The sequence below is a fragment of the Halomonas sp. YLB-10 genome, assembly GCF_003856855.1.
Lineage (GTDB): Bacteria > Pseudomonadota > Gammaproteobacteria > Pseudomonadales > Halomonadaceae > Halomonas > Halomonas litopenaei.
Genome location: NZ_RRCU01000001.1, coordinates 747,615 through 771,056, shown reverse-complemented (window position 1 = coordinate 771,056; position 23,442 = coordinate 747,615). Strand labels below are relative to the sequence as shown.

Here is a 23,442-nt window from a genome sequence, read left to right as displayed (position 1 = left end):
CTAGTGGTTAGCGCTGCGGCCGGCCTCCTCCACCAGCCAGTCGTGCACGGCCTTGACCCGGCGATCGTCGGTGGCGCCTGCCGCGTGGACGATGCCGTACTGCTTGCCACTGTCGACGCGGGCACGGAAGGGGGCGATCAGGGCGCCGCTCTTCAACTCGCTGGTGATCAGTGTTTCCCGGGCGATCGCCACGCCCATGCCGGCGATGGCGGCCTCCATGGTGAGGTGATTGCGGTTGAAGGTGTAGCCACGCTCCAGATTGATCGAAGGGGCGCCGATGGCGGATAGGTAGTGGCGCCACTCGCCATACTCCTGGCTGCCGCGCCAGGCGGTGATGTCATGCAGCAGCGGGTACCAGGCCAGGTCTTCGGGACGTCTGAGCGGTGGGCGGCCCTTCAGCAGGCCGGGTGAACAGACCGGGAAGATGCGTTCCTGCATCAGCGGGGTGATGGCAAGTCCCGGATAGTGGCCGTCGTTGAGGTCGAGTGCGAGGTCAAAGTCGCCGTCACGCAACGAGATGTTGCTGTCCTCGGCGGTGATATGCAGTTCGATATCGGGAAACCTGGCCTGCAGACGCGGCAGGCGGGGCATCAGCCACTTGTTGAGGAAGGAGGGCACCGAGCGCAGGCGGATGACCCCGCTCATTACCCCGCTGCGCAAGCGACTCACCTCGAGTCCCACCGCCTGGTAGGCGTCGTCCACCACGGCGGCCAGGCGCTTGCCTTCTTCGGTCAGTTCCAGGCGACGGGGCAGGCGCCGGAACAGCTTGAAGCCCAGGCGATCCTCCAGTTGCTTGATCTGCTGGCTGACGGCGCCGGTGGTGACGTGCAGTTCCTCCGCCGCTCGGGTGAAGGACAGGTGGCGGGCGCTGACGGCGAAACCCTTCAGCCAGGCGTGGGTCTGGGCGTTGAGCAGTCGACTCATTGCGATGTGTTCCGACAAGAGGTCATGGTCTGGCCGTGGTATGGCGGTGGTTTAGGTATGGTTTAGCTGAGCTATAGTGAAGGCAAGATATTCTGCCTTGTCCATCGAAGCGATGGCAGCCAGCATAACGATATCCCGGAGGAACGGCAGCCCTCGCTTTAGCGAAATTGACCTCGCAGGTCTCGGACCTCCGCCCCTCATGCCCCACACTTCGCGTCATTCGTACAAGAGGCAGCGCCATGGCTATCAGCGTATTCGACCTGTTCAAGATCGGGATCGGGCCGTCCAGCTCCCACACCGTGGGGCCGATGAAGGCCGCCTACGACTTCGTCGAGGCGCTGCGGTCGCAGGACCTGCTGGAGCGCGTCGCGGGGATCGAGATTCACCTCTACGGTTCGCTGTCGGCCACCGGCAAGGGCCACGCCACCGATCGCGCCTGCGTGATGGGACTGATGGGTGAGCGTCCAGACCGCATCGATCCGGCCGTTGTTGGCCCCTGCATCGAAGAGCTGCTCGAGAGCCAGACCCTGTTGCTCGGTGGTCAGGTGGCGGTGCCTTTCCTGTGGGCCAGAGACCTTAAGTGGCACGAGGAGAGCCTGCCCTATCACCCCAACGCCATGACGCTGGTGGCCAAGGGGCACAGCGAGGAGGTCAAGCGCGAGACCTACTACTCGGTCGGAGGTGGCTTCGTCGTCGACGAGGCCCAGGCCCGGGACGGAGCGCTGGATTCCGACACCACCCCCTTGCCTTACGACTTCAACAGCGGCGCGGAACTGATGGCGCTGTGTCGTCTGCATGGCATGAGCATCAGCGAGCTGATGCTGGAAAACGAGAAGGCCTGGCGCAGCGAAGCCGAGGTGCGCTCCGGTCTGTGGGATATCTGGCAAGCCATGCAGGCCTGCGTCAACCGTGGTGTCGAGGGGGAAGGGGTGTTGCCTGGCGGGCTCAACGTCAAGCGTCGCGCCGCGTCGCTGTATCGCCGTCTCGAGGCGATGGGCGATGACGCCGGACTGATCGCCACGACGTTTTCAGCGATGGACTGGGTCAACGTCTACGCCCTGGCTGTCAACGAGGAAAATGCCGCCGGTGGGCGCATGGTCACCGCGCCCACCAATGGCGCCGCGGGGATCATTCCCGCCGTGCTGCACTACTACATGAAGTTTCAGCCCGGTGCCTGTGAGAAGGACGTGGTCAACTTCCTGCTGACCGCTGGCGCCGTCGGCATCCTGTGCAAGAAGAATGCCTCCATCTCCGGCGCCGAGGTGGGCTGTCAGGGTGAGGTGGGATCGGCCTGCGCCATGGCCGCAGCCGGACTCGCCGAAGTCATGGGGGCCAGCGTCCCCCAGGTCGAGAACGCCGCCGAGATTGGGCTCGAGCACAACCTGGGGCTGACCTGCGATCCGGTCGGAGGCCTGGTCCAGGTGCCCTGCATCGAGCGCAATGCGATTGCCTCGGTCAAGGCCATCAACGCCGCCCTGATGGCCTGTCGCGGTGATGGTGAGCACTTCATCTCGCTGGACAAGGCCATCCGCACCATGCGCGACACCGGCGCCGACATGCAGGAGAAGTACAAGGAAACCTCCAAGGGGGGACTCGCCGTCAACGCCATCGAGTGCTGAGCAGGACGCGGGCGCTGGTCGTGGTGGTTGACCAGTCGCTCGACGAGGATCGAACCATTGGAGCCTCTTCTTTCAGGCCCCCGTCGCGCCAGCGCGACGGGGGCCTTGTGCTTTTCAGGGGGAAAACCTCGCGGGGCCAAGGTGTTGCCGATTTGTCGTAAGCAACCTATTGAAATGCGGAGAATACATCTTTGGTCTTGTTCAACGCTTGGCCAATTGCGTCGGGCCTTTGACTCTTCTAGCTTACGTAAACGTAAAGTAGAGCGTCGCCATCGCGGCATCGAACAACCATAACAACCTCAAGCCAGGGACCCCGGTCCCGCAGAGGACGCCACATGACCCAGCAGTACGTGCTAGAGACCCGTGGCCTGACCAAGTCGTTTCGTGGCTTCACCGCCGTGGACGGCGTGGATCTCAAGATCACGGAAGGGCATATCCACGCCCTGATCGGCCCCAACGGCGCCGGCAAGACCACGGTCTTCAATCTGCTCACCAAGTTTCTTCCGCCGACCCGCGGCGAGATCCTCTATCGCGGCAAGCCGATCACCCGCATGCGGGCCAACGAGATCGCGCGGCTGGGGCTGGTGCGTTCGTTCCAGATATCCGCCGTGTTCGCCCACATGACCGCGCTCGAGAACGTGCGTGTGGCCCTGCAGCGCAAGCTCGGCACCTCCTTCCACTTCTGGAAGTCAGAGCGCTCGCTGGAGCCACTCAACCAGCGTGCAATGGAACTGCTCGAGCAGGTGGGACTGGCCGACGTTGCCGATGTCCTCACCGTGGAGTTGCCCTACGGACGCAAGCGCGCGCTGGAGGTGGCCACCACCCTGGCGCTGGAGCCCACCGTGATGCTGCTCGACGAGCCCACCCAGGGCATGGGAGCCGAGGACGTCGACCGTATCGTCGAGCTGATTCGGCGGGTTTCTGCCGGGCGTACCGTGTTGATGGTCGAGCACAATCTGAGCGTCGTCAGTCGTCTTTGTGATCGCATCACCGTGCTGGCCCGGGGCTCGGTACTGGCCGAAGGCGACTATGCCAGCGTCTCGGCCGATCCGGCGGTGCGTGAAGCCTACATGGGCAGTGAAGCCAGCGTCGGTGAGGAGGCCAGCGCATGAACCAGACTCTCGACAGGCCAACTGCTTCACCGGCGGTCGGCGCCCATGGCGACGAAGCGCTCAGTCTAGCGGACGTCAACGCCTTCTACGTCGAGTCGCATATCCTGCATGGCGTGGAGCTGCGCGTGAAGCGGGGAGAGCTGGTGACCCTGCTGGGGCGCAACGGTGCCGGACGCAGCACCACCCTGAAGACCATCATGAACATGGTCGGTTCGCGCAGTGGCTCGATCAAGATCAACGGCCAGGAGACCCTGGCCATGAAGCCTCATCACATCCCGCGTCTGGGGGTCGGCTACTGCCCCGAGGAGCGTGGCATCTTCGCCAGTCTCGACGTCGAGGAGAACCTGCTGCTGCCGCCCACCGTGCGCTCGGGCGGAATGAGCCTGGATGACATCTACGCCATGTTCCCCAACCTCTACGAGCGGCGCCGCAGTCAGGGGACGCGGCTGTCCGGCGGCGAGCAGCAAATGCTGGCGATGGCCCGCATCCTGCGTACCGGGGCCGAGATCCTGCTGCTAGACGAGATCACCGAGGGGCTGGCACCGGTCATCAACCAGAAGCTCGCCGAGGTGCTGATTACCCTCAAGTCTCGGGGCATGACCATCGTGCTGGTGGAGCAGAACTTCCGCTTCGCCGCGCCCCTGGCCGATCGCCACTTCGTGATGGAACACGGTCGCATCATCGAGACCATCGAGGCGCGTGATCTGGACGCTCGTCGTGAGCACCTCAACAGCCTGCTCGGGGTCTAGTGTCCATGGCCGCTGTCTTCCAGGCCTTAGAGGACCTTTGCATCAACCACAAGATGTCCGGCAGTAGCCGTTCAACAACCACTTGCTAAACAATAACCTATTCAACAACAACAAGGGCCGCTGGCCCCAGGAGCCTCCCATGACCAAGGTACACGCTTCCTCCCCCCGTCTTGCCCGCCGCCACCTGGCCCTGGCGGTCGCCGCCGCCACCGGCCTGGGCCTGGCATCGTCGGCCATGGCGCAGGACGCCATCAGCGATGGCGAGGTGCGTATCGGCTATCTGGCCGACATGTCCGGCACCTACCGTGACCTGGCCGGCCCCGGCGGCCTCGAAGCGCTGAAGATGGCGGTGGAGGACTTCGGCGGCGAAGTCGCCGGTGCCCCCATCGAGGTGTTCAGCGCCGACGATCGCAACAGCGCCGACGTGGGCGCCAACACCGTGCGCGGCTGGGTCGACCAGCAGAACGTCGACCTGGTGGCCGGCATGGTCGCCTCCTCGGTGTCCATCGCCGTGACCAAGGTGCTGGAGGAGGCCGGTGGTCTGGCCATCATTTCCGGCTCGGCGGCCTCGAGCATCACCAACGAACACTGCACCCCGAACCATATTCACTACGTCTATGACACCTATCCGCTGGCCAACGGTACCGCCAAGGCGGTGGTCGAGCAGGGCGGCGACAGCTGGTTCATGCTCACCGCCGACTACGCCTTCGGTCATGCCCTCGAGAGCGACGTGGAAAAGGTGGTCACCGACAACGGTGGCACCATCGTCGATCGCGTTCGCCATCCGTTCCCGACCAGCGACTTCTCCTCCTACATCCTTCAGGCCCAGGGCTCCGGCGCCAAGATCGTCGGTCTGGCCAACGCCGGCTCCGACACCGTCAACGCGATCAAGACGGCCAGCCAGTTCGGCCTGACCCAGAGTGGCCAGCAGCTGGCCGGCCTGCTGATCTTCCTCAACGACGTCCATGCCATGGGCCTGGAGACGACTCAGGGCCTGTTGTTGACCACCGGCTGGTACTGGGACATGGATGACGAGTCCCGCGAGTGGGCCGAGCGCTACTTCGAGCGGGTGGGCAAGATGCCGACCATGGTTCAGGCCGGCATCTACTCCAGCACCACCCAGTACCTGAAGGCGCTGGAAGACGCCGGCACCGACGATCCTGCCACCGTCAGGGCCAAGCTGGGCGAGGCGCCGATCAACGACTTCTTCGCTCGCAATGGCCAGATTCGCGAGGATGGTCGCATGGTGCATGACATGTACCTGGCCGAGGTGAAGGCTCCCGCCGACTCCGAGGGCGAGTGGGACCTTTACGAGATCCAGGCCACGATCCCGGCCGAAGAGGCCTACCGTCCGCTGTCCGAGAGTTCCTGCAAGCTCGTCAACTGAGCCGCCCGCGCTCGATCTACGCCGGGGTCACCAGGGTGGTGCCCCGGCCTGATGCTCAAGGGAAATCATCATGACCATGATATTCGGCGTACCGCTGGCGGTGTTCATGGGCCAGCTGATGCTGGGGCTGATCAACGGCGCCTTCTATGCGCTGCTCAGCCTGGGGCTGGCGGTCATCTTCGGTCTGCTGAAGATCGTCAATTTCGCCCACGGCGCCCAGTACATGCTGGGTGCCTTTGCTGCACTGCTCGGGGCTCAGTACCTGGGCATCAACTACTGGCTGGCGCTGTTGCTGGTGCCGCTGGTGGTCGGCGCCTTCGGTGCTCTGCTCGAGCGTCTGGTGCTGCGGCGCATCGCCCACCTGGATCACCTCTATGGGCTGCTGCTGACCTTCGGCCTGGCGCTGATCTTCGAGGGTAGCCTGATCAACCTGTTCGGCGTGTCCGGGGCCAGCTACCCGATTCCCGAGGCATTGAGCGGCGGCATCAAGTTGCCCTTCATGTTCCTGCCGACCTATCGCGGCTGGGTGCTGGTGGCGGCACTGGTGGTGTGCCTGGGCACCTGGTTCATCATTGAGCGCACCCGGCTTGGCGCCTACCTGCGGGCGGGCACCGAGAACCCCGCCTTGATGCAGGCCTTCGGCGTCAACGTGCCGCTGCTGGTCACCTTGACCTATGGCTTCGGGGTGGCCCTGGCGGCCTTCGCCGGGGTACTCGCCGCGCCCTTGTACCCGGTGTCACCGACCATGGGCTCGAGTCTGTTGATCGTGGTCTTCGCGGTGGTGGTGATCGGCGGCATGGGCTCGATCCTCGGTGCCATCCTGACCGGTCTTGCCATGGGGCTGATCGAGGGGCTGACCAAGGTGTACTACCCGGAGGCAGCCAACACCGTGATCTTCCTGGTGATGATCATGGTGCTGATGCTGAGGCCCGCCGGGCTGTTTGGAAAGGAGGCCTGAGATGTCCACAACCACTACCTCGCCGACACCGACTCAGACCAGGGCCCGCGCCGCGCGCCGACGCCAGGGCATGCTGATGATCGTGTTGCTGGCCATCGCCCTGGTCGCGCCGCTGTTTGCCTACCCGGTGTTCCTGATGAAGGTGCTGTGCTTCGCGCTGTTCGCCTGTGCCTTCAACCTGCTGCTGGGCTTCGCCGGACTGCTGTCCTTCGGCCATGCCGCCTTTCTCGCCACCGGGGGCTACGTCACCGGCTTTCTACTGTCGAGCTATCCCGGCCTGACGCCGGAACTCGGGATCGTCGTCGGCACCCTGGCGGCGGTGATCCTCGGCACCCTGTTCGGGGCGCTGGCGATCCGTCGTCAGGGCATCTACTTCGCCATGGTGACCCTGGCGCTGGCCCAGATGATGTTCTTCTTCTACATCCAGGCGCCCTTCACCGGGGGCGAGGATGGCCTGCACGGTGTGCCGCGGGGCAAGCTGCTGGGGCTGATCGATCTGTCCGACAACCTGGCGATGTACTACGTGGTGCTGGCGATCTTCGTGATCGGCTTCGCCATCATCCAGCGCACCGTGCACTCGCCCTTCGGTCAGGTGCTCAAGGCCATCCGCGAGAACGAGCCACGGGCGGTGTCACTGGGCTACAACGTCGACGCCTACAAGCTGGTGGCCTTCGTCATCTCGGCGGGGCTTGCTGGCCTTGCCGGCGCGACCAAGACGGTGGTGTTCCAGCTTGCCTCGCTCACCGATGCCCACTGGCACATGTCCGGCGAGGTCATCCTGATGACCCTGGTCGGTGGTGTCGGCACCCTGTTCGGCCCGCTGGTCGGCGCTGGCCTGGTGGTCAGCCTGCAGACTCAGCTCGCGCAGTCGCCGCTGGGCAACTGGGTCAGCGTCATCCTGGGCTCCATCTTCGTGCTCTGCGTCCTGAGCTTTCGCAGCGGTATCGTCGGCGAGATCCAGAACATGGTGCGCAAGAACTTCAAATAGACACGGCGATTGCCGCTGTTCTCCCGCTGCCCGGCCTCAAGGCCGGGCTTTTTTTTGTCAGGATTTTTATCTCAGGGTGGAGTGCGTGGTTTTGATGTGGAGAAAAATATTGAAGATATGGTGAAATATAATGAGAACGCCTGGAGGTTGGGTGCAGTTGATGCGGGATACGTTCTGTTTGGAATGTACTATACCGGGGGTGGCGTCGAGAAAAACAAAGGAGTTGCATTAAGATATCTATTGGATTCAGCTAGGCTAGGTTTTATTAGATCGCAAAGACAATTGGGCGTGGCATATAGGGGGCTAACTTTACGTGACTTGGTGGATAAAGATGAAGCTGCAGCATTCGAATGGTTTTTATTGGCTGCAGAGCAAGGAGATAGGACTTCTGCAACGAATGTGGCAGTGTTTCTTCACGAAGGAAGAGGTGTAGATAAAGATGACGATGAGGCATTTCGTTGGTTTTCTAGGACGGAGGATATGCCTTATGGCGGCGATACATCAGGGTTTAGAGGGCTGGCAGCATTTTATGAAAAAGGTATCGGTACCGACATAGATCTCGTCCAAGCCTATAAATATTACGACCTTCTCTCCCCCGGCAGCGCCCCCGACAAAGCCCGCCTTGAAGAACAAATGACCCCTGAGCAGATCCGTGAGGCGATCCGACTTTCTCGCCAGTGGCAGGAAGAACACAATATCTTTGTTCCCAGCTACTACGGCCTCGAGTATCAGGAGGATGGGACCTTTCAATAGTCACAGGTGGCAGGCAATAGGAGGCAAGGCTTTTGGTGACCAGATGTCGAAGGCCCTCGATACGAAAGCGTATCGAGGGCCTTTTTGTCGCTGGGGTTAGTCGGATGGCGCTGGCTCGTCGATGCCTCGCCTGTCGCGATATCGCGGTGGCAGGCGCTCTGCGAGGTGTTCGGCCAGGTAGTCGATGACCACGCGGACCTTAGGGGAGCGGTGGCGGTGGTGGGGGGTGACGGCCCAGACACCGGTATCGCTGTGACGGTAGGTGTCGAGCACGGAGACCAGCTCACCCTGGGCCAGATGATGCTCGACGTAGTAGTCGGGAAGCTGACCCAGGCCCACGCCCTTCAGCACGGCGTCGAGCAGGGCTGGGCCGGAGTTGCCCTGCCAGGGGCCCTTGATCGCCACTTCCCGGGGAATGCCGTCGACGGCGAAGCGCCAGCGATCGCGTGAGCCATGCAGACAGCGGTGGTGCTTCAGCTCGGACAGGGCGTGGGGCTGCGAATAGCGCTGGAAGTAGTCGGGGGAGCCCACCACGTACTCGCGGCGGTCGGCCAGGCGACGGGCGATCATGGTGCTGTCCTCCAGCGTGCCCATGCGGATGCCGATGTCGAAGCCTTCCTCGATCAGGTCCACCTGGCGGTTGGTGAAGTGCAGGCGCACGCCAAGCTGAGGGTACTGGATCAACAGGTCGTTGATCAGAGGCGCCACGTAGCGCTCGCCAAAGGTGGTGGCGCAGGTCAGCGCCAGCTCGCCCCTGGGGTGAGCCTCGAAGTCCTTGACCACGGCGTCGGCCTCGCGAAAGCCGTCGACCAGTGCCTCGCATTGTTGATAGTAGAGCCGACCGGCCTCGGTCAGGCTTATCTGGCGGGTGGTGCGATACAGAAGCGGCGTATCGAGCCGGCTTTCCAGGGCGGCCACCTGTCGGCTGACGTGGGAGCTGGATACACCCAGGCGTCGGGCGGCGGCGGCAAAGGACTTCAGGCGTACCACTTCGATAAAGGCTTCAATGCCGGCCCAGGGATGCATGGCGCTCTCCATTGTTGCGAGACAGCAACAATGTTATGCCGAATGCGTGCTTTATCCCAGTCCGTAGCGAGGTCTAGACTGTGGTCATCATCCACGGGGTCAGGATGACCCGTGCCCCTTACGTCAGTGCGCCAGGCTTGGTCGTTCATGCCTGTCGTGCAGCCCCCGATCCGAGGAGATTGCCATGAAGTCTCGCGCCGCCATTGCCCTTGAAGCCGGCAAGCCGCTTACCCTGACCGAAATCGATGTCGAAGGCCCCAAGGCCGGCGAGGTGCTGGTCAGGGTGGTCGCTACCAGTGTCTGTCACACCGACGCCTATACCCTGTCCGGGGCCGACCCGGAGGGGCTGTTTCCTTCGGTACTGGGTCACGAGGGTGCCGGTGTGGTCGAAGAGGTGGGGGAGGGCGTCACCAGCCTGAAGCCCGGCGACCACGTCATCCCGCTGTACACGGCCGAGTGCGGCGAGTGCAAGTTCTGTCGTTCGGGCAAGACCAACCTGTGCAGCTCGGTCCGTGCCACCCAAGGCAAGGGCCAGATGCCTGACGGCACCACGCGCTTCTCGCTGGATGGCAAGCCGCTCTATCACTATATGGGCACTTCCACCTTCAGCGAGTACACCGTGGTGCCGGAGGTCTCGCTGGCCAAGGTGTCCAAGGAAGCGCCGCTGGACAAGATCTGCCTGCTCGGCTGCGGGGTGACCACCGGGATCGGCGCGGTGATGAACACCGCCAAGGTCGAGCCGGGTGCCACCGTGGCGGTGTTCGGTCTCGGTGCCATTGGCCTTGCGGTTATCCAGGGTGCGGTGATGGCCAAGGCCGGTCGTATCATCGCCATCGACGTGAACCCGGACAAGTTCGAGCTGGCCAAGCAGTTTGGCGCCACCGACTTCGTCAATCCGAAGGACTACAGTGATTCCATCCAGCAGGTGATCGTCGACCTGACAGACGGTGGCGTCGACTACTCCTTTGAGTGCATCGGCAACGTCAACGTCATGCGTTCGGCGCTGGAGTGCTGTCACAAGGGCTGGGGCGAGTCGATCGTCATCGGTGTCGCCGGCGCCGGCGAAGAGATCTCCACCCGGCCTTTCCAGCTGGTGACCGGTCGGGTATGGAAGGGCTCCGCCTTCGGTGGCGTCAAGGGCCGTAGCCAGCTGCCGGGCTACGTCGAGCAGTACATGAAGGGCGAGCTGAACATCGACGACTTCATTACCCACAACATGGAGTTCGAGAAGATCAACGAGGCCTTCGACCTGCTTCACGCCGGCGAGAGCATCCGCACCGTACTGCATTACTGAGCCGGTAGCATCGAGACGGCGCTGATGAGGCCACGTCCGCCTGACCCAAGCGATGGGCCAGGCGGGCGCCGATTGGCGGTGAGTCGATTGCTGGCGCAGTATTGATGCCAGCTCGCCCCACCGCCAGACGGCCGCGTCGTCCGCCAGAACGCACCGCGTCGTTTTATCCGCCCCGGACCTCGGGGCTTCATCGTTGAGGGGAAGTCGCCATGTCCATGAGCGAACATCTGGAACTGGTCAGCGCCAATCGCAGCTTCGGCGGCTGGCACAAGCGCTATCGTCATCACTCGCGGGCGCTGGACTGCGAGATGACCTTCGCCATCTATCTGCCGCCCCAGGCCGAGACCGAAAAGGTGCCGCTGCTGTGGTGGCTGTCGGGGCTGACCTGCACCGACGAGAACTTCATGCAGAAGGCCGGTGCCCATCGGCTGGCGGCGGAGTTGGGCATCGCCATCCTCTGCCCCGACACCAGCCCCCGGGGGACCGACCTGCCGGGTGAGCACGACAGCTACGATCTGGGTTCCGGGGCGGGCTTCTACGTCAATGCCACCCAGGAGCCGTGGAAGGCTCACTACCGGATGTATGACTACGTCACCGAAGAGCTGCCTTCGGTGGTTCGTCAGCACTTCCCGCTCAACGGTCGCGAGTCCATCAGTGGTCACTCCATGGGAGGCCACGGTGCCTTGATTCTGGCGCTGCGCAAGCCGGGGCACTACCGTTCGGTGTCGGCGTTCTCGCCGATCGTCAATCCGACCCAGTGCCCCTGGGGGCGCAAGGCGTTCTCGGCCTATCTGGGCGAGGATTCCAGCAAGTGGACCCAGTACGACGCCTGTGAGCTGGTGGCTCGTGGCGCCTCACGTCAGCCGTTGTTCATCGACCAGGGCGACGCCGATGACTTCCTCGATGAGCAGTTGTGTCCGGAGCGACTGGAGGCGGTCTGTGCCGAGCGCGATCACCCGCTGATCCTGCGTCGCCAGCCCGGCTACGACCACAGCTACTTCTTCATCGCGACCTTTATCGAGGATCACCTGCGCTACCACGCCGAGAAGCTCTACGCCAAGCGCTGAGTGAGACTTCTCGCCAACCTGCAGTACCCTCCAAGGTATTCACCACGGCCCCCGATCATCGGGGGCCGTGGCGTTTCTGGGCTTATTTTTTTGCCCGGGATTTCTGCGGCCTGAACTTCCGGGCCATGGAGTGGGGGAAGAGAGTGCTGGATTTTGGCGTGTCCGGGCAGGGGGGCGTGCGCTGGCTGGCGAGCCAAAGGCGGTGTCCCGGCAAGGCATCGCCGGGTCGCCTGGAGAGATAGCCCTGTCGTGAATGGGGAAATATGGCCGATCCTTTGCCTTGTCAGGTGACAGATGCGACCTCGTCATAGTCGCCAGCGACATCATTGTCGGAGACGACTGGTCAAGCGGCAGCCGATAGCGATTATTGTGATGCCGAGACTCAGTCGCCAGGCGTAAAGTCGTCGGAGAAAAGCACGGACGCTCCTGCCTGCGATACCCGTAGCGACGCTGGCAACGTCGAGGGTGTCGACACCATGCGCGAGTCCTGTTCCGTTTACGACGTCGCGATAACAACAAATGGACGTGACGGTACCTCGTGGCTTGCGACGAGGAGGCCGACGCTGTGGAGAAGATGACCATGACCCTGCCTAGCCGGCCCGAGGGGCCACAGACCGTAGGTTTTCTGCTGCTCGAGCATTTCACCCTGATCTCGCTGGCCTCGGCCATCGAGCCGCTGCGCATGGCCAACCAGTTATCGGGCCAGGAACTCTATCGCTGGTTCACCCTGAGCCTGGATGGTGCGCCGCTTCAGGCCAGCGACGGCCTGACCGTGACGCCGGACTCGTCGATCACGGTGCCGCTGTCGCTGGATATGGTCGTGGTCTGCGGCGGCGTGGCGCCGACCCGCCATGTGCACCAGGGCCACGTCAGCTGGCTGAAGGCCCAGGCGCGCCATCTCAAGCGTTTTGGCTCGGTGTGTACCGGCGCCTGGGCGCTGGCCCGGGCCGGGCTGCTCGAGGGTTATGAGGTCAGCACCCATTGGGAATGCCAGGCAGCGCTGCAGGAGGCCTACCCGGGCATCGGCCTGACCTCGAAGCTTTTCGCCATGGACCGGGACCGTTTCACCTGCTCTGGCGGCACCGCGCCGCTGGACATGATGCTGACGCTGATCGGGCGTGACCATGGGCGCGAGCTGGCGGCGGGCATCTCCGACATGTTCGTGTGCGACCGGGTGCGTGGCGAACAGGACCAGCAGCGAGTGCCGCTCAAGCATATGCTCGGCACCACCCAGCCGCGACTGCAGGAGATCGTCGCGCTGATGGAGAACAACCTTGAAGAGCCCATCGACCTGGACGAACTGGCCCGCTACGTCAGCCTGTCGCGGCGCCAGCTGGAACGGCTGTTCCAGCGCAACCTGCACTGCTCGCCGTCGCGCTATTACATGCGCCTGCGGCTCAATCGCGCCCGTCAGCTGTTGAAGCAGACCTCGATGTCGATCATCGACATCGCCGCCGCCTGTGGCTTCGTCTCCACCCCGCACTTCTCCAAGTGCTACCGCGAGTGCTTCGGCCTGCCGCCGCGGGAGGAGCGACTGGGCTGGAGCGCCTTCTCGCCGGTGGTGGCCGGTAGTGCAGTATCCCCGCTGCTGACGGCGGCCCCAGACGAGCCGGTGTCCCGGGCGCTGTCGGCGTTGGAAGAAGCGCGCGGAGAGCCGACCTACGGCAGCTTCAAGGTGTTGCCCAAGTAGCGAAGGGCGTATTGAAAAATGCGCCTTCGCTGGCTGAATTGCTGGACGAGGCCAGGGACCAGGCTTCGGCATGCCTGGACGCCAGATATCGGCAGGAGAGCCTTTGGCCACACCGGTAAAATGCTGACAGCGGCGATTGCCCGCCCCACCCAAGGCCTTGATATACTCCCCGGATCGATTCCAACCGAGCCCGATGCATGCGCAACTGGTGGCGCCCTCTCAGCCGACTTCTGCTACGCGCCACCCTTGCCTTTGCGCTGGGGTCAGTGGTGCTGGTGCTGGTGTTTCGCGTGGTGCCGGTATTCGGCTCCATGGTGATGCTGGAGCGCGAGGTCTCGTCCTGGTTCTCCGGCGAGCCGCTGGACATCCAGCAGCGCTGGCGTCCCTGGGATGAGCTATCCGACAACGCCAAGCTGGCGGTAATCGCGGCGGAAGACCAGCGCTTCCCCGACCATCATGGCTTCGACCTGGTGGAGTTGAAGCGTGCCATCGAGTCCGCGATGAATGGTGGCTCGCTGCGCGGGGCCAGCACCATTACCCAGCAGACCGCCAAGAACCTGTTTCTGTGGACCGGGCGGGACTATGTGCGCAAGGTGTTCGAGGCCTGGTTCGCCACCCTGATGGAACTGCTGTGGCCCAAGGAGCGCATCCTCGAGGTCTATCTCAATATCGTCGAATTCGACCGGGGAGTCTTTGGCCTGGAGGCCGCCAGCCGCCACTACTTTGGCGTCGGTGCCGATCAGTTGAGCGCCGCCCAGGCGGCCCGCCTGGCGGCGGTGCTGCCCAACCCGCGAGAGCGCAGCGCCTCGCACCCGGGGCCGCGCACCGCCCGTCACGCCGCCTGGATTCAGCGACAGATGAATAACCTGGGGCTTGGCTACCTGGAGAAGCTGTAGCCGGCAGGCGTCGCAGTCCTTGATCCTTTGGTTCTGTCCATTCACTTCTTTCCCTCTTCGCCCCTTTGCTTCCGGCACGTCTTCGCGGTGTTTTGAGGCGCGTCGTTTCGCTTCTTTCCTTTGCCCATGGGTGCCTTTTGTCGCTGCCGGAACGGCGGTGACGCTTTTGGAATTCTCGTCGTCGCAATCAGGCGTCGTGGCCCCCCGGGGCGGCGCTATCCTGCCCGCACAACGCCAGCGTTCTGATGCTGGCGCTCTCCCTGAAGCGGGTAAGGACAACAGCGATGAACTCCCCTCTGACGCAAACCGAAACTGGTGCCATCGATGCCCGGGCGCTTCACCGCGAGGCCACGGTGATCGACGGTCTGATCATCGCCAAGTGGAGCCGTGAACTCCTCGAGGACATGCGCCGTGGTGGGCTGTCGGCGGCCAACTGCACCGTGTCGGTGTGGGAGGGGTTCCAGGCCACGGTGGACAATATCGTGGCCACCAACGCGCTGATGGAAGAGTGCAGCGACCTGGTGCTGCCGGTGCGCACCACCGCGGACATCCGGCGTGCCAAGCAGGAAGACAAGACCGGCATCATCTTCGGCTTTCAGAATGCCCATGCTTTTGAAGACCAGATCGGCTACGTCGAGATCTTCAAGAAGCTCGGCGTCGGTATCGTCCAGCTCTGCTACAACACCCAGAACCTGGTGGGCACCGGCTGCTACGAGCGCGACGGTGGCCTGTCCGGCTTCGGTCGCGAGATCGTCGCCGAGATGAACCGGGTCGGGGTGATGTGTGACCTGTCGCACGTTGGCGCCAACACCTCCCGCGAGGTGATCCTCGAGTCGTCCAGGCCGGTCTGTTATTCCCACTGCCTGCCCTCCGGGCTCAAGGAACACCCGCGCAACAAGTCCGACGAGGAGCTCAAGTTTATCGCCGACCACGGCGGCTTCGTCGGCGTGACCATGTTCACCCCCTTCCTGCGGGCCGGGGTCAACGCCACCATCGACGACTACGTCGAGGCCATCGTCTACGTGATGAACATCGTCGGCGAAGACGCCATCGGTATCGGCACCGACTTCACCCAGGGCCACGACCAGGCCTTCTTCGAGTGGCTGACCCACGACAAGGGCTACGCCCGTCGCCTGACCTCCTTTGGCGAGATCATCAATCCCAAGGGCATTCGCACCATCGGCGAGTTCGGCAACCTCACCGAAGCGCTGCTGCGCTACGGCCTCAGCGAGGCCCAGGTGCGCAAGATCATGGGCGAGAACTGGGTACGGGTGCTGGCCGATGTCTGGGGCGAATAGCACATAACCACCACAACAATAACGCCTGCCAAGGAGTCGACCGTGACCAAGATGGCGCCTGAACTGCCCATAGAGGTGGACGTCGAGACCGGTGTCTGGACCACCGACGCCCTGCCGATGCTGTATGTGCCGCGACACTTCTTTATCAACAACCATATCGCCGTGGAGCAGGCGCTGGGCGTCGAGGCCTACGCCGAGATTCTCTACCACGCCGGCTACAAGAGCGCTTGGCACTGGTGCGAGAAGGAGGCCGAGTTGCACGGTCTGGCCGGCGAGGCGGTGTTCGAGCACTACATGACGCGTCTGTCCCAGCGAGGCTGGGGCCGCTTCATCACCGAGGCCATCGACCTGGAGGCGGGGACCGCCCGGGTGCGACTGGAACACAGCGCCTTCGTCTACCAGCTGGGCAAGGTTGGCTACCGGGTCGAGTACATGTTCACCGGCTGGTTCGCCGGTGCCATGGACCAGATTCTGGCGGCCTCGGGGTCGGAGCTGCGTACCCGTGCCGAGCAGACCCAGAGCGCCGCCGAGCCAGGCTGCGAGGTGGGCCGCTTCGAGGTCCAGCCGCTCGCCACCGTGTCTCGCTGAGCTGCGCTATCTCGTCGATTCGGTGCGCCGCCCTGGTGTTCCTGTCAGGTGACGCTGTTCGGCGAACCCGGTCGACGACCCTATTCAGCTACCCCCGTCGGCGAGCCCAGCCAGCGGCTCCCGTCAGCGACCCCAGTCAGTGACCACCGCAGGCCAAGGCGTCTGTCGTGGTTCCACCTTCGTCCGGGCAGAGGAGTTTCCCCATGGCCTTTGACGCGATCTTCGAGCCGATCACCATCGGCAGTCAGACCATTCGCAATCGTGTGGTCAGCACCGCCCACGCCGAGGTCCACGCCACCGACGGTGGCATGACCACGGAGCGCTACGTGCGCTACTACGAGGAGAAGGCCAAGGGCGGCTGCGGGCTATGCATCTGCGGCGGCTCCTCGGTGGTCTCCATCGACAGCCCCCAGGCCTGGTGGAGTTCGGTGAACCTGTCCACCGACCGCATCATCCCGCACTTTCAGAATCTGGCCGAGGCGGTGCACCGTCACGGCGGCAAGATCATGATCCAGATTACCCATATGGGGCGTCGTTCGCGCTGGGATGGCCACGACTGGCCCACCCTGGTGTCGCCTTCGGGCATCCGCGAACCGGTCCATCGCTCCACCTGCAAGACCATCGAGGAGGAGGAAATCTGGCGCATCGTCGGTGACTTTGCCCAGGCCGCTCGCCGGGCCAAGGAGGGCGGTCTCGATGGGGTCGAGCTGTCCGCTGTGCACCAGCACCTGATCGACCAGTTCTGGAGCCCCCGCGTCAACAAGCGCGAGGACGCCTGGGGCGGCACCTTCGAGGGCCGCATGCGCTTTGGCCTGGAGGTGCTCAAGGCGGTGCGTGCCGAGGTCGGCGACGACTTCGTGGTGGGCATGCGCATCTGCGGCGACGAGTTCCACCCCGATGGCCTGACCCACGACGACATGAAGGCCATCGCCGCCTACTACGATGCCACCGGCAAGGTGGACTTTTTCGGCGTGGTCGGCTCCGGCTGTGATACCCACAACTCCCTGGCCAATGTCATTCCCAACATGTCCTATCCGCCGGAGCCCTTCCTGCACCTGGCAGCAGGCATCAAGGAAGTGGTCAGCGTGCCGGTGATCCACGCCCAGAACATCAAGGACCCGACCCAGGCCAACCGCATCCTCGAAGGTGGCTACGTCGACCTGGTGGGGATGACCCGGGCGCATATCGCCGACCCCCACCTGATCGCCAAGATCAAGATGGGCCAGGTCGACCAGATCCGTCAGTGCGTCGGCGCCAACTACTGCATCGATCGCCAGTACCAGGGCCTCGACGTGCTGTGCATCCAGAACGGGGCGACATCGCGGGAGTACATGGGCTTGCCCCATGTCATCAGCCAGAGCGAAGGCCGGAGGCGTCGCGCGGTGGTGGTGGGTGGCGGCCCCGGTGGCATGGAGGCCGCCCGGGTGCTGGCCGAGCGCGGCCACGAAGTGACCCTGTTCGAGGCCGAGGACAGCCTGGGCGGCCAGATCACTCTGGCGGCCAGGGCCCCGAGTCGCGACCAGATCGCCGGGATTACCCGCTGGTATCAGCTCGAACTTGCCCGGCTCAAGGTGGACCTGCGCCTCGGCACCCGGGCCGTTGTGCCCACCATCGACGACCTGAGGCCCGACCTGGTGGTGCTGGCCACCGGCGGGCGGCCGTTTCTCGACCAGTACGCCGACTGGGGCTTCGACCCTGACCCGGAAAAGAGCCTGGTTGTCAGCACCTGGGACATCCTCTCGGGCAAGGTGGCACCGGGCCAGAACGTGCTGGTATTCGATTCCATCTGCGAGTTCTCCGGGGTATCCGCCGCCGACTTTCTGGCCGACAAGGGCGCCCGGGTCGAGATCGTCACCGACGACATCAAGCCCGGGGCCGCGGTGGGGGGCACCACCTTCCCCACCTACTACCGCAGCCTGTACGACAAGGAGGTCATCATGACCTCGGACCTGATGCTGCACGAGGTCTACCGCGAGGGGGCGTCGCTGGTGGCGGTGCTCGAGAACGAGTACAGCGGGGTGCAGGAAGAGCGTGTAGTCGACCAGATCGTGGTGGAGAACGGCGTGCGCCCGGACGAGCGGCTCTACCTCGAGATGAAGGAGGCCTCGCTCAATCGCGGTCAGGTCGATCTGGAGGCGCTCTACGCGGCCAGGCCGCAGCCCTGCCTGGCGCACCTGGACGCAGAAGGTCGCAGCGCTGGAGATCGCAGCGCCGGTTTCGTGCTGTTCCGACTGGGCGACGGGGTGGCGCCGCGCAATGTGCACGCCGCGATCTATGACGCCCTGCGTCTGTGCAAGGACGTTTGAGCGAGCCATGAGGGCGGCCCAGTCGCCGCCCCCCTGCCCCTCGTCGAGAGGAGATAGAAGATGCCCGCAACCGTTCTTCCTGACCTGCTGGCCGTGCTGGTGCTGGCCGTGCTGACACTGACCCTGGTGGGTGGGGCCAGACGCTTCACCCTGTGGCGACGTGGGCGGCCCTCGCCGGTGCCCTGGTTGGCGGGCCTGGCGGCGATGCCGCGCCGCTATCTGGTGGATCTGCACCACGTGGTGGCTCGGGACAAGGCCTTCGCCAACACCCACGTGGCCACCGCCGGGGGCTTCGTCGCCGCTGCGCTGCTGATGCTGCTGGTGTTGCTGGTGCCGATGCCGGCGGGGCTAAGGCTCGGCCTGACCGGCCTGATGCTCGCCGCCAGCGTGCTGATGCTGGTCGGTGCCAGGCTGGTCGCCAGGCGGCGGCGCTCGCCGCCGGCGCGGCTGTCACGTGGCCCCTGGATGCGCCTGCCCAGGAGCCTCACGCTGTTCTCGGCAAGCCTTGCCGGCGTTGCACTGGTCAGTCTGCTGTCCTCGCTGCTGCCGCCAGGCTGGCTCGGCGGCATCCTCGGCTGGGCGCTGGCTGGTGTGTTGCTGGTGGGACTCGCGCTGGGACTCGCCGAGATGATGCTGGGCATGACCTGGGGCGGGCCGATGAAGCACGCCTTCGCCGGTGCGCTGCACCTGGCCTGGCATCGCCGGGCAGAGCGCTTTTCCACGCGCTCAAGCGAGCGCGAGGGGCGCACGCCGCGCTCCACCGGGCTCAAGGCGCTCGATCTTGAGGACCCCGAGGCGCCGCTGGGGGTGGCGTGTCCCGAGGACTTCACCTGGAACCAGCGCCTGGGCTTCGATGCCTGCGTGCAGTGCGGGCGCTGCGAGGCGGTGTGCCCGGCCTTCGCCGCCGGCCAGCCGCTCAATCCCAAGAAGCTGATCCAGGATATGGTGCGGGGCATGACCGGCGCCAGCGCCGACAGCTACCACGGTTCGCCCTATCCCGGCCGGCCGCTCACTCAAGATAGAGGTCAAGACAAGTCTAAGAACCAGGGCCGGCCGGGAGGACCCATCGTCGTCGAGGCGGGTGGCGCCCTGCTCGATGCCGATACCCTGTGGTCCTGCACCACCTGCCGGGCCTGCGTGGAAGAGTGCCCGATGATGATCGAGCACGTGGACGCCATCGTCGACCTGCGCCGTCACCTGACCCTGGAGCGCGGCAAGACTCCAGGCAAGGGCGCGGCGGTGCTCGACAATCTGATCGCCACCGACAATCCCGGCGGCTTCGCCCCTGGGTCACGCATGCACTGGGCGGCCGACCTGGCGCTCCCGCTGATGCGCGACTACGGCCAGGTGGATGTGCTGCTGTGGCTGGGCGATGGCGCCTTCGACATGCGTAATCAGCGTACTCTGCGCGCCCTGGTCAAGATCTTGCGGGCGGCGTCGGTGGACTTTGCCGTGCTTGGCAACGAGGAGCGCGATAGCGGCGATGTAGCGCGTCGGCTGGGGGACGAGGCGACCTTTCAGCGTCTGGCCCGGGCCAATGTGGCGACGCTTTCACACTATCGCTTTCAGACCATCGTCACCTGTGACCCCCACAGCTTCCACGTGCTCGGCAACGAGTACGGCGCCTTCGGCGGCGACTATCGGGTACGCCACCACAGCACCTTTATCCAGGAGTTGATCGCCGACGGACGGCTCACGCTCGAGTCCCGTCCGCGTGGCCGTGTCACCTACCATGACCCTTGCTATCTGGGGCGCTACAACGGCGAATACGAGGCGCCGCGCCAGGTGCTGGCGGCGCTCGGCATCGAGCTTGCCGAGATGCAGCGCTCCGGCTTCCGTTCACGCTGCTGCGGTGGGGGTGGCGGCGCCCCGATCACCGACGTGCCCGGCGAGCGGCGGATTCCCGACATGCGTATGGCCGACGTGGCCGAGACCGGCGCCGAGCTGGTGGCGGTGGGCTGCCCCCAGTGCACCGCCATGCTGGAAGGGGTGGTCGAAGCCACCGCCCAGGTGCGCGATATCGCCGAGCTGGTGGCGGAGGCGCTGATCGAGCCGCCCACCGGCAAGCGCCAAGCGCGCAAGGCGCCAGCACACGACAGGACGGTCGCCGCAAAAGGAGGTGTGGCAAGAGGCGCCGACCCGGTCGTGGACCGAGGCGTGGGCCGTGACGTAGAGGAGCTGAGCCAATGAACCCGTCCGATGAAGCGACGCGAGGCAGCACCCCAGTAGCGACGGCTCGGCTGCGTCGCGATCCCCGGCAAGACTGGATCGCCCGCAACCGCCTGCATCCGCAGCATCAGTCGGTACTGGCCGCTTTGGAGGACGCCACCTCGCCGCCGGCGTGGATGGGCCCCCAGGGACGGTTGCGCCGGAACCCCCACGCGGTGGGCTTTATTGGCCCCAACGGTCGCCGGCGTATCGACCGCAGCGGTGTCCAGGCGGGAGCCACCGCGTCGCCTGCAGGTCGCGCCCAGACCACAGACGTTCAGGTCGCCCGCGACCGGCGCCGCGCGGTGACGTTGGAGGCCCCGGCGGGCTGGATCGCGGTGGTCCCGGAAACCGCCACCGGCAGGCTGACCGAGCACGATCGCGATCTGTTCGGCCTGGCCCGCCGACTGGCCGATAGCGGTTCCAAGCCAGAGGGAGCTGAACTGGCCGTGGTGGCCATCCTGTTCGGGGATTCGCCGCCACCCGCGCTGAAGCAGGCGCTCGGCGAGGCCGGGGCCGATCGGGTGGTCTGCCTGGCGGTGGCGGAGGGTTATGCCCCCGAGGCACGTCTGGCGGCCTGCACCCGAGTGGACGACGCGCTGGCGCCGCGCCATTGGCTGTTTCCCGATACCGCCCTGGACGGCGGCGATCTGGGTCGCAGGCTGGCGGTACGGCTGGGCGAGCGGCCCGCCTGCGGGGTATGGCGCGTCGAGGCGGATGGCGGACTCGATGCCGACGGGTCCTGCGTCTGTCGGACCGGGTCCGGGCGCGAGGACCAGCCCCGTCCGCTGCCGCGCATCCTGATGGCGCTGGCTGAGTGCGCCGAGCCGGTGGTCGAGACCCGCCATGAGGCGAGAGCGATGGCCCTGGAGCCACAGCACGCGCCCCAAGCACTCCAAGCAAGGGTCGAGGATCTTGGTGCGGTGGCGGTGGACCCCGCCGAGATTGCCCTGCACGAGGCGCCCTTTATCCTGTCCGGCGGCAATGGCGTTGGCGACTGGCCCGGCTTTCACCGGGCCGCCCAGGCGCTGGGCGCCAGCGAAGGCGCCTCCCGGGTGGCGGTGGACGACGGCCATATGCCACGCCATCGCCAGGTGGGGGCCACCGGCACCTTCGTCAGCGCCCGGGTCTACCTGGCGGTGGGGATCAGCGGGGCGATCCAGCACCTGCAGGGGATCCAGCGCTGCGACAAGGTTATCGCCGTCAACCGCGACGCCGGCTGCGATATGGTCAAGCGGGCCGATCTGTCGGTGATTGGCAATGGCGACGAGATCTTCGCCGAACTGGTACGTCTGGTCGAGGCCGGGGGGGAACGTGGAGGCAAAGTTGATAGTGAGCGTGGCGATACCCACGAGTCCCGGCCCGCGGAAACATCCTCGAAGGAGGCCCTGAATGTTGCCTGAATCTTCCTCCCCCCATGGCGAGGCCCAGATCGGCGCCAGTGCCGATGCCAACGGCGGTGTCAAAAACAAAGCCAAGGCCAAAGCCAACGCCAAGGCCTCCAGCGCAGACGCTGCCTACCCGCAAGCCAGCGCCATCACCTCGCTTCGCCTGGATGTGCTTTTATCGGTGGGCCGCCATCGCCTGACCGGTCGCGCCCAGCGTGCCGATGGCGACGCCCGGGCGCTGGAAATGGCGCTGTCGCTGAAACAGGCGCTGTCGCTGAGACAGGCGTTGCAGACCGAGAAGACGCCCCCTCCCGAGGTGGAGTTGATTCCCTGGCACCAGGGGCCGGAGGGCGACGACACTGAAGCGGCGCTGCGTGGCTATCTGGGCATGGGCCTGGACGCCATTCGCTGGATCCAGGCACCGGCGGCGGCGGACGCCATGGCGCCACTTCGGGCGTCGCTGACATCGCCCTCGGCGGAGGACGCTTACCACCGTCAGGCGCGCCTGGCGCTTTGCGGGATGCGTGCCGAGCAGGGCGAGGGCACCGGCATGCTGCCCATGGTGCTGGCCGAGCAACTCGGCTGGGCCTGGGTGCCTGGGGTGGTGGCCCTCGAGCGTATTGAAGCGATCGAGGGTCGCCAGCGGCACGCTGAGGACGGCGAGCCAGGCAAGGTCAATGACTGCGAGGAGACCGCGCTGTTCCGGGCCATCGTGCTGCAGGCGCTGCCGCAGGGACAGCGACGTCGTCTGGCGGTGACCCTGCCGGCCATCCTGGGGGTGGACAGTGCGGCACCGGCCGCGCGCCAGAGCGCCTTCGGTCCGGCCCGGCGTGGTCAGCTGCGTCTGGTCGAGTCAGGCGAAGAGCTGGTGCTGGACCCGGCGGTGGAGCAGTGGCCGCTGATCCCGGCCCGCGCCCGCCCCAGGCGGCTCAAGATCGTCACCGCCACCAGCGCCCGGGATCGCTTCAAGGCCGCCGCCGCCAAGGCCGAAGGTGGCGGTGGTCGGGTGCTCGAGGATGTCTCGGCCGCAGAAGGGGCCGCCGCCATCCTGTCGATGCTCGAGGCAGAGGGCGTCTTGCCTGCCGGCGGGGCCCGGCACGGTCAACAAGGTAGTCCACAAGGCGATGGACGCTGACGCCAAGCGGTGCCAGCATCAAGGCAGGGACCGCCAGTGGCAGGGCGCGTCGACCC

Annotated in this window: 19 protein-coding genes; 17 read left to right on the top strand and 2 right to left on the bottom strand. The window is 65.1% G+C overall.

Features of this window, described 5'->3' with window-relative positions:
- Nucleotides 1-924 (bottom strand): LysR substrate-binding domain-containing protein, encoded by a 924-nt coding sequence (locus EBB56_RS03130; protein WP_124802750.1) that lies wholly within the window; start codon nucleotides 922-924, stop codon nucleotides 1-3.
- 239 nt (nucleotides 925-1,163) lie between these two features.
- On the opposite strand from EBB56_RS03130, the gene EBB56_RS03125 reads away from it, so the two are divergent.
- The 7 genes from EBB56_RS03125 to EBB56_RS03095 all read left to right on the top strand — a co-directional run bounded on the left by EBB56_RS03125 (nucleotide 1,164) and on the right by EBB56_RS03095 (nucleotide 8,490).
- Nucleotides 1,164-2,543 carry an L-serine ammonia-lyase gene (locus EBB56_RS03125; RefSeq protein WP_124802748.1) on the top strand — a complete coding sequence of 460 codons (1,380 nt, stop codon included), beginning with the start codon at nucleotides 1,164-1,166 and terminating at the stop codon, nucleotides 2,541-2,543.
- 335 nt (nucleotides 2,544-2,878) lie between these two features.
- Nucleotides 2,879-3,655, top strand: a complete 777-nt coding sequence (locus EBB56_RS03120) for an ABC transporter ATP-binding protein (protein ID WP_124802746.1) — start codon at nucleotides 2,879-2,881, stop codon at nucleotides 3,653-3,655.
- The gene (locus EBB56_RS03115) at nucleotides 3,652-4,404 is read left to right on the top strand and encodes an ABC transporter ATP-binding protein (RefSeq protein ID WP_124802744.1); all 753 of its coding nucleotides are present in this window, start codon (nucleotides 3,652-3,654) and stop codon (nucleotides 4,402-4,404) included. The genes EBB56_RS03120 and EBB56_RS03115 overlap by 4 nt, the downstream gene beginning before the upstream one ends.
- Nucleotides 4,405-4,543: 139 nt before the next feature.
- Nucleotides 4,544-5,791, top strand: a complete 1,248-nt coding sequence (locus EBB56_RS03110) for an ABC transporter substrate-binding protein (RefSeq protein ID WP_124802742.1) — start codon at nucleotides 4,544-4,546, stop codon at nucleotides 5,789-5,791.
- Nucleotides 5,792-5,861: 70 nt separating this feature from the next.
- A complete protein-coding gene (locus EBB56_RS03105) occupies nucleotides 5,862-6,749 on the top strand; it encodes a branched-chain amino acid ABC transporter permease (protein WP_045991867.1) in 888 nt (295 codons plus the stop codon).
- Nucleotides 6,750-6,819: 70 nt separating this feature from the next.
- A complete protein-coding gene (locus EBB56_RS03100) occupies nucleotides 6,820-7,737 on the top strand; it encodes a branched-chain amino acid ABC transporter permease (RefSeq protein WP_371931873.1) in 918 nt (305 codons plus the stop codon).
- Nucleotides 7,738-7,746: 9 nt separating this feature from the next.
- Nucleotides 7,747-8,490 (top strand): tetratricopeptide repeat protein, encoded by a 744-nt coding sequence (locus tag EBB56_RS03095; RefSeq protein ID WP_124802740.1) that lies wholly within the window; start codon nucleotides 7,747-7,749, stop codon nucleotides 8,488-8,490.
- A gap of 96 nt (nucleotides 8,491-8,586) precedes the next feature.
- Here the strand turns inward: EBB56_RS03095 and EBB56_RS03090 are convergent, their stop codons facing one another.
- Complete coding sequence (locus EBB56_RS03090; protein WP_108131345.1) at nucleotides 8,587-9,516, bottom strand: LysR family transcriptional regulator; 930 nt, start codon at nucleotides 9,514-9,516, stop codon at nucleotides 8,587-8,589.
- Between the two features lie 184 nt (nucleotides 9,517-9,700).
- Between EBB56_RS03090 and EBB56_RS03085 the strand changes: the two genes are divergently transcribed.
- The 10 genes from EBB56_RS03085 (at nucleotide 9,701) to EBB56_RS03040 (ending at nucleotide 23,386) form a co-directional block, all read left to right on the top strand.
- The gene (locus EBB56_RS03085; RefSeq protein WP_045994980.1) at nucleotides 9,701-10,810 is read left to right on the top strand and encodes an S-(hydroxymethyl)glutathione dehydrogenase/class III alcohol dehydrogenase; all 1,110 of its coding nucleotides are present in this window, start codon (nucleotides 9,701-9,703) and stop codon (nucleotides 10,808-10,810) included.
- A gap of 209 nt (nucleotides 10,811-11,019) precedes the next feature.
- Entirely contained in the window at nucleotides 11,020-11,877 is an 858-nt protein-coding gene (fghA, locus tag EBB56_RS03080) for an S-formylglutathione hydrolase (protein WP_045994979.1), read from the top strand.
- A gap of 580 nt (nucleotides 11,878-12,457) precedes the next feature.
- Complete coding sequence (locus EBB56_RS03075; RefSeq protein ID WP_409360198.1) at nucleotides 12,458-13,567, top strand: GlxA family transcriptional regulator; 1,110 nt, start codon at nucleotides 12,458-12,460, stop codon at nucleotides 13,565-13,567.
- A gap of 197 nt (nucleotides 13,568-13,764) precedes the next feature.
- Nucleotides 13,765-14,463 (top strand): monofunctional biosynthetic peptidoglycan transglycosylase, encoded by a 699-nt coding sequence (gene mtgA / locus EBB56_RS03070; RefSeq protein WP_045994978.1) that lies wholly within the window; start codon nucleotides 13,765-13,767, stop codon nucleotides 14,461-14,463.
- A gap of 284 nt (nucleotides 14,464-14,747) precedes the next feature.
- On the top strand, nucleotides 14,748-15,761 hold the full coding sequence (locus tag EBB56_RS03065) for a dipeptidase (protein WP_124802738.1): 1,014 nt from the start codon (nucleotides 14,748-14,750) through the stop codon (nucleotides 15,759-15,761).
- Between the two features lie 42 nt (nucleotides 15,762-15,803).
- Complete coding sequence (locus EBB56_RS03060; protein ID WP_124802736.1) at nucleotides 15,804-16,349, top strand: DUF5943 domain-containing protein; 546 nt, start codon at nucleotides 15,804-15,806, stop codon at nucleotides 16,347-16,349.
- 203 nt (nucleotides 16,350-16,552) lie between these two features.
- Nucleotides 16,553-18,655: an NADH:flavin oxidoreductase gene (locus EBB56_RS03055; protein ID WP_124802734.1), complete on the top strand. Its 2,103-nt coding sequence runs from the start codon at nucleotides 16,553-16,555 to the stop codon at nucleotides 18,653-18,655.
- A 60-nt stretch (nucleotides 18,656-18,715) separates the two neighbouring features.
- Nucleotides 18,716-20,845 carry a DUF3483 domain-containing protein gene (locus EBB56_RS03050; protein WP_124802732.1) on the top strand — a complete coding sequence of 710 codons (2,130 nt, stop codon included), beginning with the start codon at nucleotides 18,716-18,718 and terminating at the stop codon, nucleotides 20,843-20,845.
- Entirely contained in the window at nucleotides 20,842-22,266 is a 1,425-nt protein-coding gene (locus EBB56_RS03045) for an electron transfer flavoprotein subunit alpha/FixB family protein (RefSeq protein ID WP_124802730.1), read from the top strand. Before EBB56_RS03050 ends, EBB56_RS03045 begins: the two co-directional genes overlap by 4 nt.
- Nucleotides 22,256-23,386 (top strand): electron transfer flavoprotein subunit beta, encoded by a 1,131-nt coding sequence (locus tag EBB56_RS03040; protein ID WP_260425272.1) that lies wholly within the window; start codon nucleotides 22,256-22,258, stop codon nucleotides 23,384-23,386. The genes EBB56_RS03045 and EBB56_RS03040 overlap by 11 nt, the downstream gene beginning before the upstream one ends.
- Nucleotides 23,387-23,442 lie beyond the last annotated feature (56 nt).

Bases quoted from the DNA above. Each gene is read 5' to 3' on its own strand.
- EBB56_RS03130 (WP_124802750.1), bottom strand. From the start codon at position 924: ATGAGTCGACTGCTCAACGCCCAGACCCACGCCTGGCTGAAGGGTTTC.
- EBB56_RS03125 (WP_124802748.1), top strand. From the start codon at position 1,164: ATGGCTATCAGCGTATTCGACCTGTTCAAGATCGGGATCGGGCCGTCC.
- EBB56_RS03120 (WP_124802746.1), top strand. From the start codon at position 2,879: ATGACCCAGCAGTACGTGCTAGAGACCCGTGGCCTGACCAAGTCGTTT.
- EBB56_RS03115 (WP_124802744.1), top strand. From the start codon at position 3,652: ATGAACCAGACTCTCGACAGGCCAACTGCTTCACCGGCGGTCGGCGCC.
- EBB56_RS03110 (WP_124802742.1), top strand. From the start codon at position 4,544: ATGACCAAGGTACACGCTTCCTCCCCCCGTCTTGCCCGCCGCCACCTG.
- EBB56_RS03105 (WP_045991867.1), top strand. From the start codon at position 5,862: ATGACCATGATATTCGGCGTACCGCTGGCGGTGTTCATGGGCCAGCTG.
- EBB56_RS03100 (WP_371931873.1), top strand. From the start codon at position 6,820: ATGCTGATGATCGTGTTGCTGGCCATCGCCCTGGTCGCGCCGCTGTTT.
- EBB56_RS03090 (WP_108131345.1), bottom strand. From the start codon at position 9,516: ATGCATCCCTGGGCCGGCATTGAAGCCTTTATCGAAGTGGTACGCCTG.
- EBB56_RS03085 (WP_045994980.1), top strand. From the start codon at position 9,701: ATGAAGTCTCGCGCCGCCATTGCCCTTGAAGCCGGCAAGCCGCTTACC.
- fghA (WP_045994979.1), top strand. From the start codon at position 11,020: ATGTCCATGAGCGAACATCTGGAACTGGTCAGCGCCAATCGCAGCTTC.
- EBB56_RS03075 (WP_409360198.1), top strand. From the start codon at position 12,458: ATGACCCTGCCTAGCCGGCCCGAGGGGCCACAGACCGTAGGTTTTCTG.
- mtgA (WP_045994978.1), top strand. From the start codon at position 13,765: ATGCGCAACTGGTGGCGCCCTCTCAGCCGACTTCTGCTACGCGCCACC.
- EBB56_RS03065 (WP_124802738.1), top strand. From the start codon at position 14,748: ATGAACTCCCCTCTGACGCAAACCGAAACTGGTGCCATCGATGCCCGG.
- EBB56_RS03055 (WP_124802734.1), top strand. From the start codon at position 16,553: ATGGCCTTTGACGCGATCTTCGAGCCGATCACCATCGGCAGTCAGACC.
- EBB56_RS03050 (WP_124802732.1), top strand. From the start codon at position 18,716: ATGCCCGCAACCGTTCTTCCTGACCTGCTGGCCGTGCTGGTGCTGGCC.
- EBB56_RS03045 (WP_124802730.1), top strand. From the start codon at position 20,842: ATGAACCCGTCCGATGAAGCGACGCGAGGCAGCACCCCAGTAGCGACG.
- EBB56_RS03040 (WP_260425272.1), top strand. From the start codon at position 22,256: ATGTTGCCTGAATCTTCCTCCCCCCATGGCGAGGCCCAGATCGGCGCC.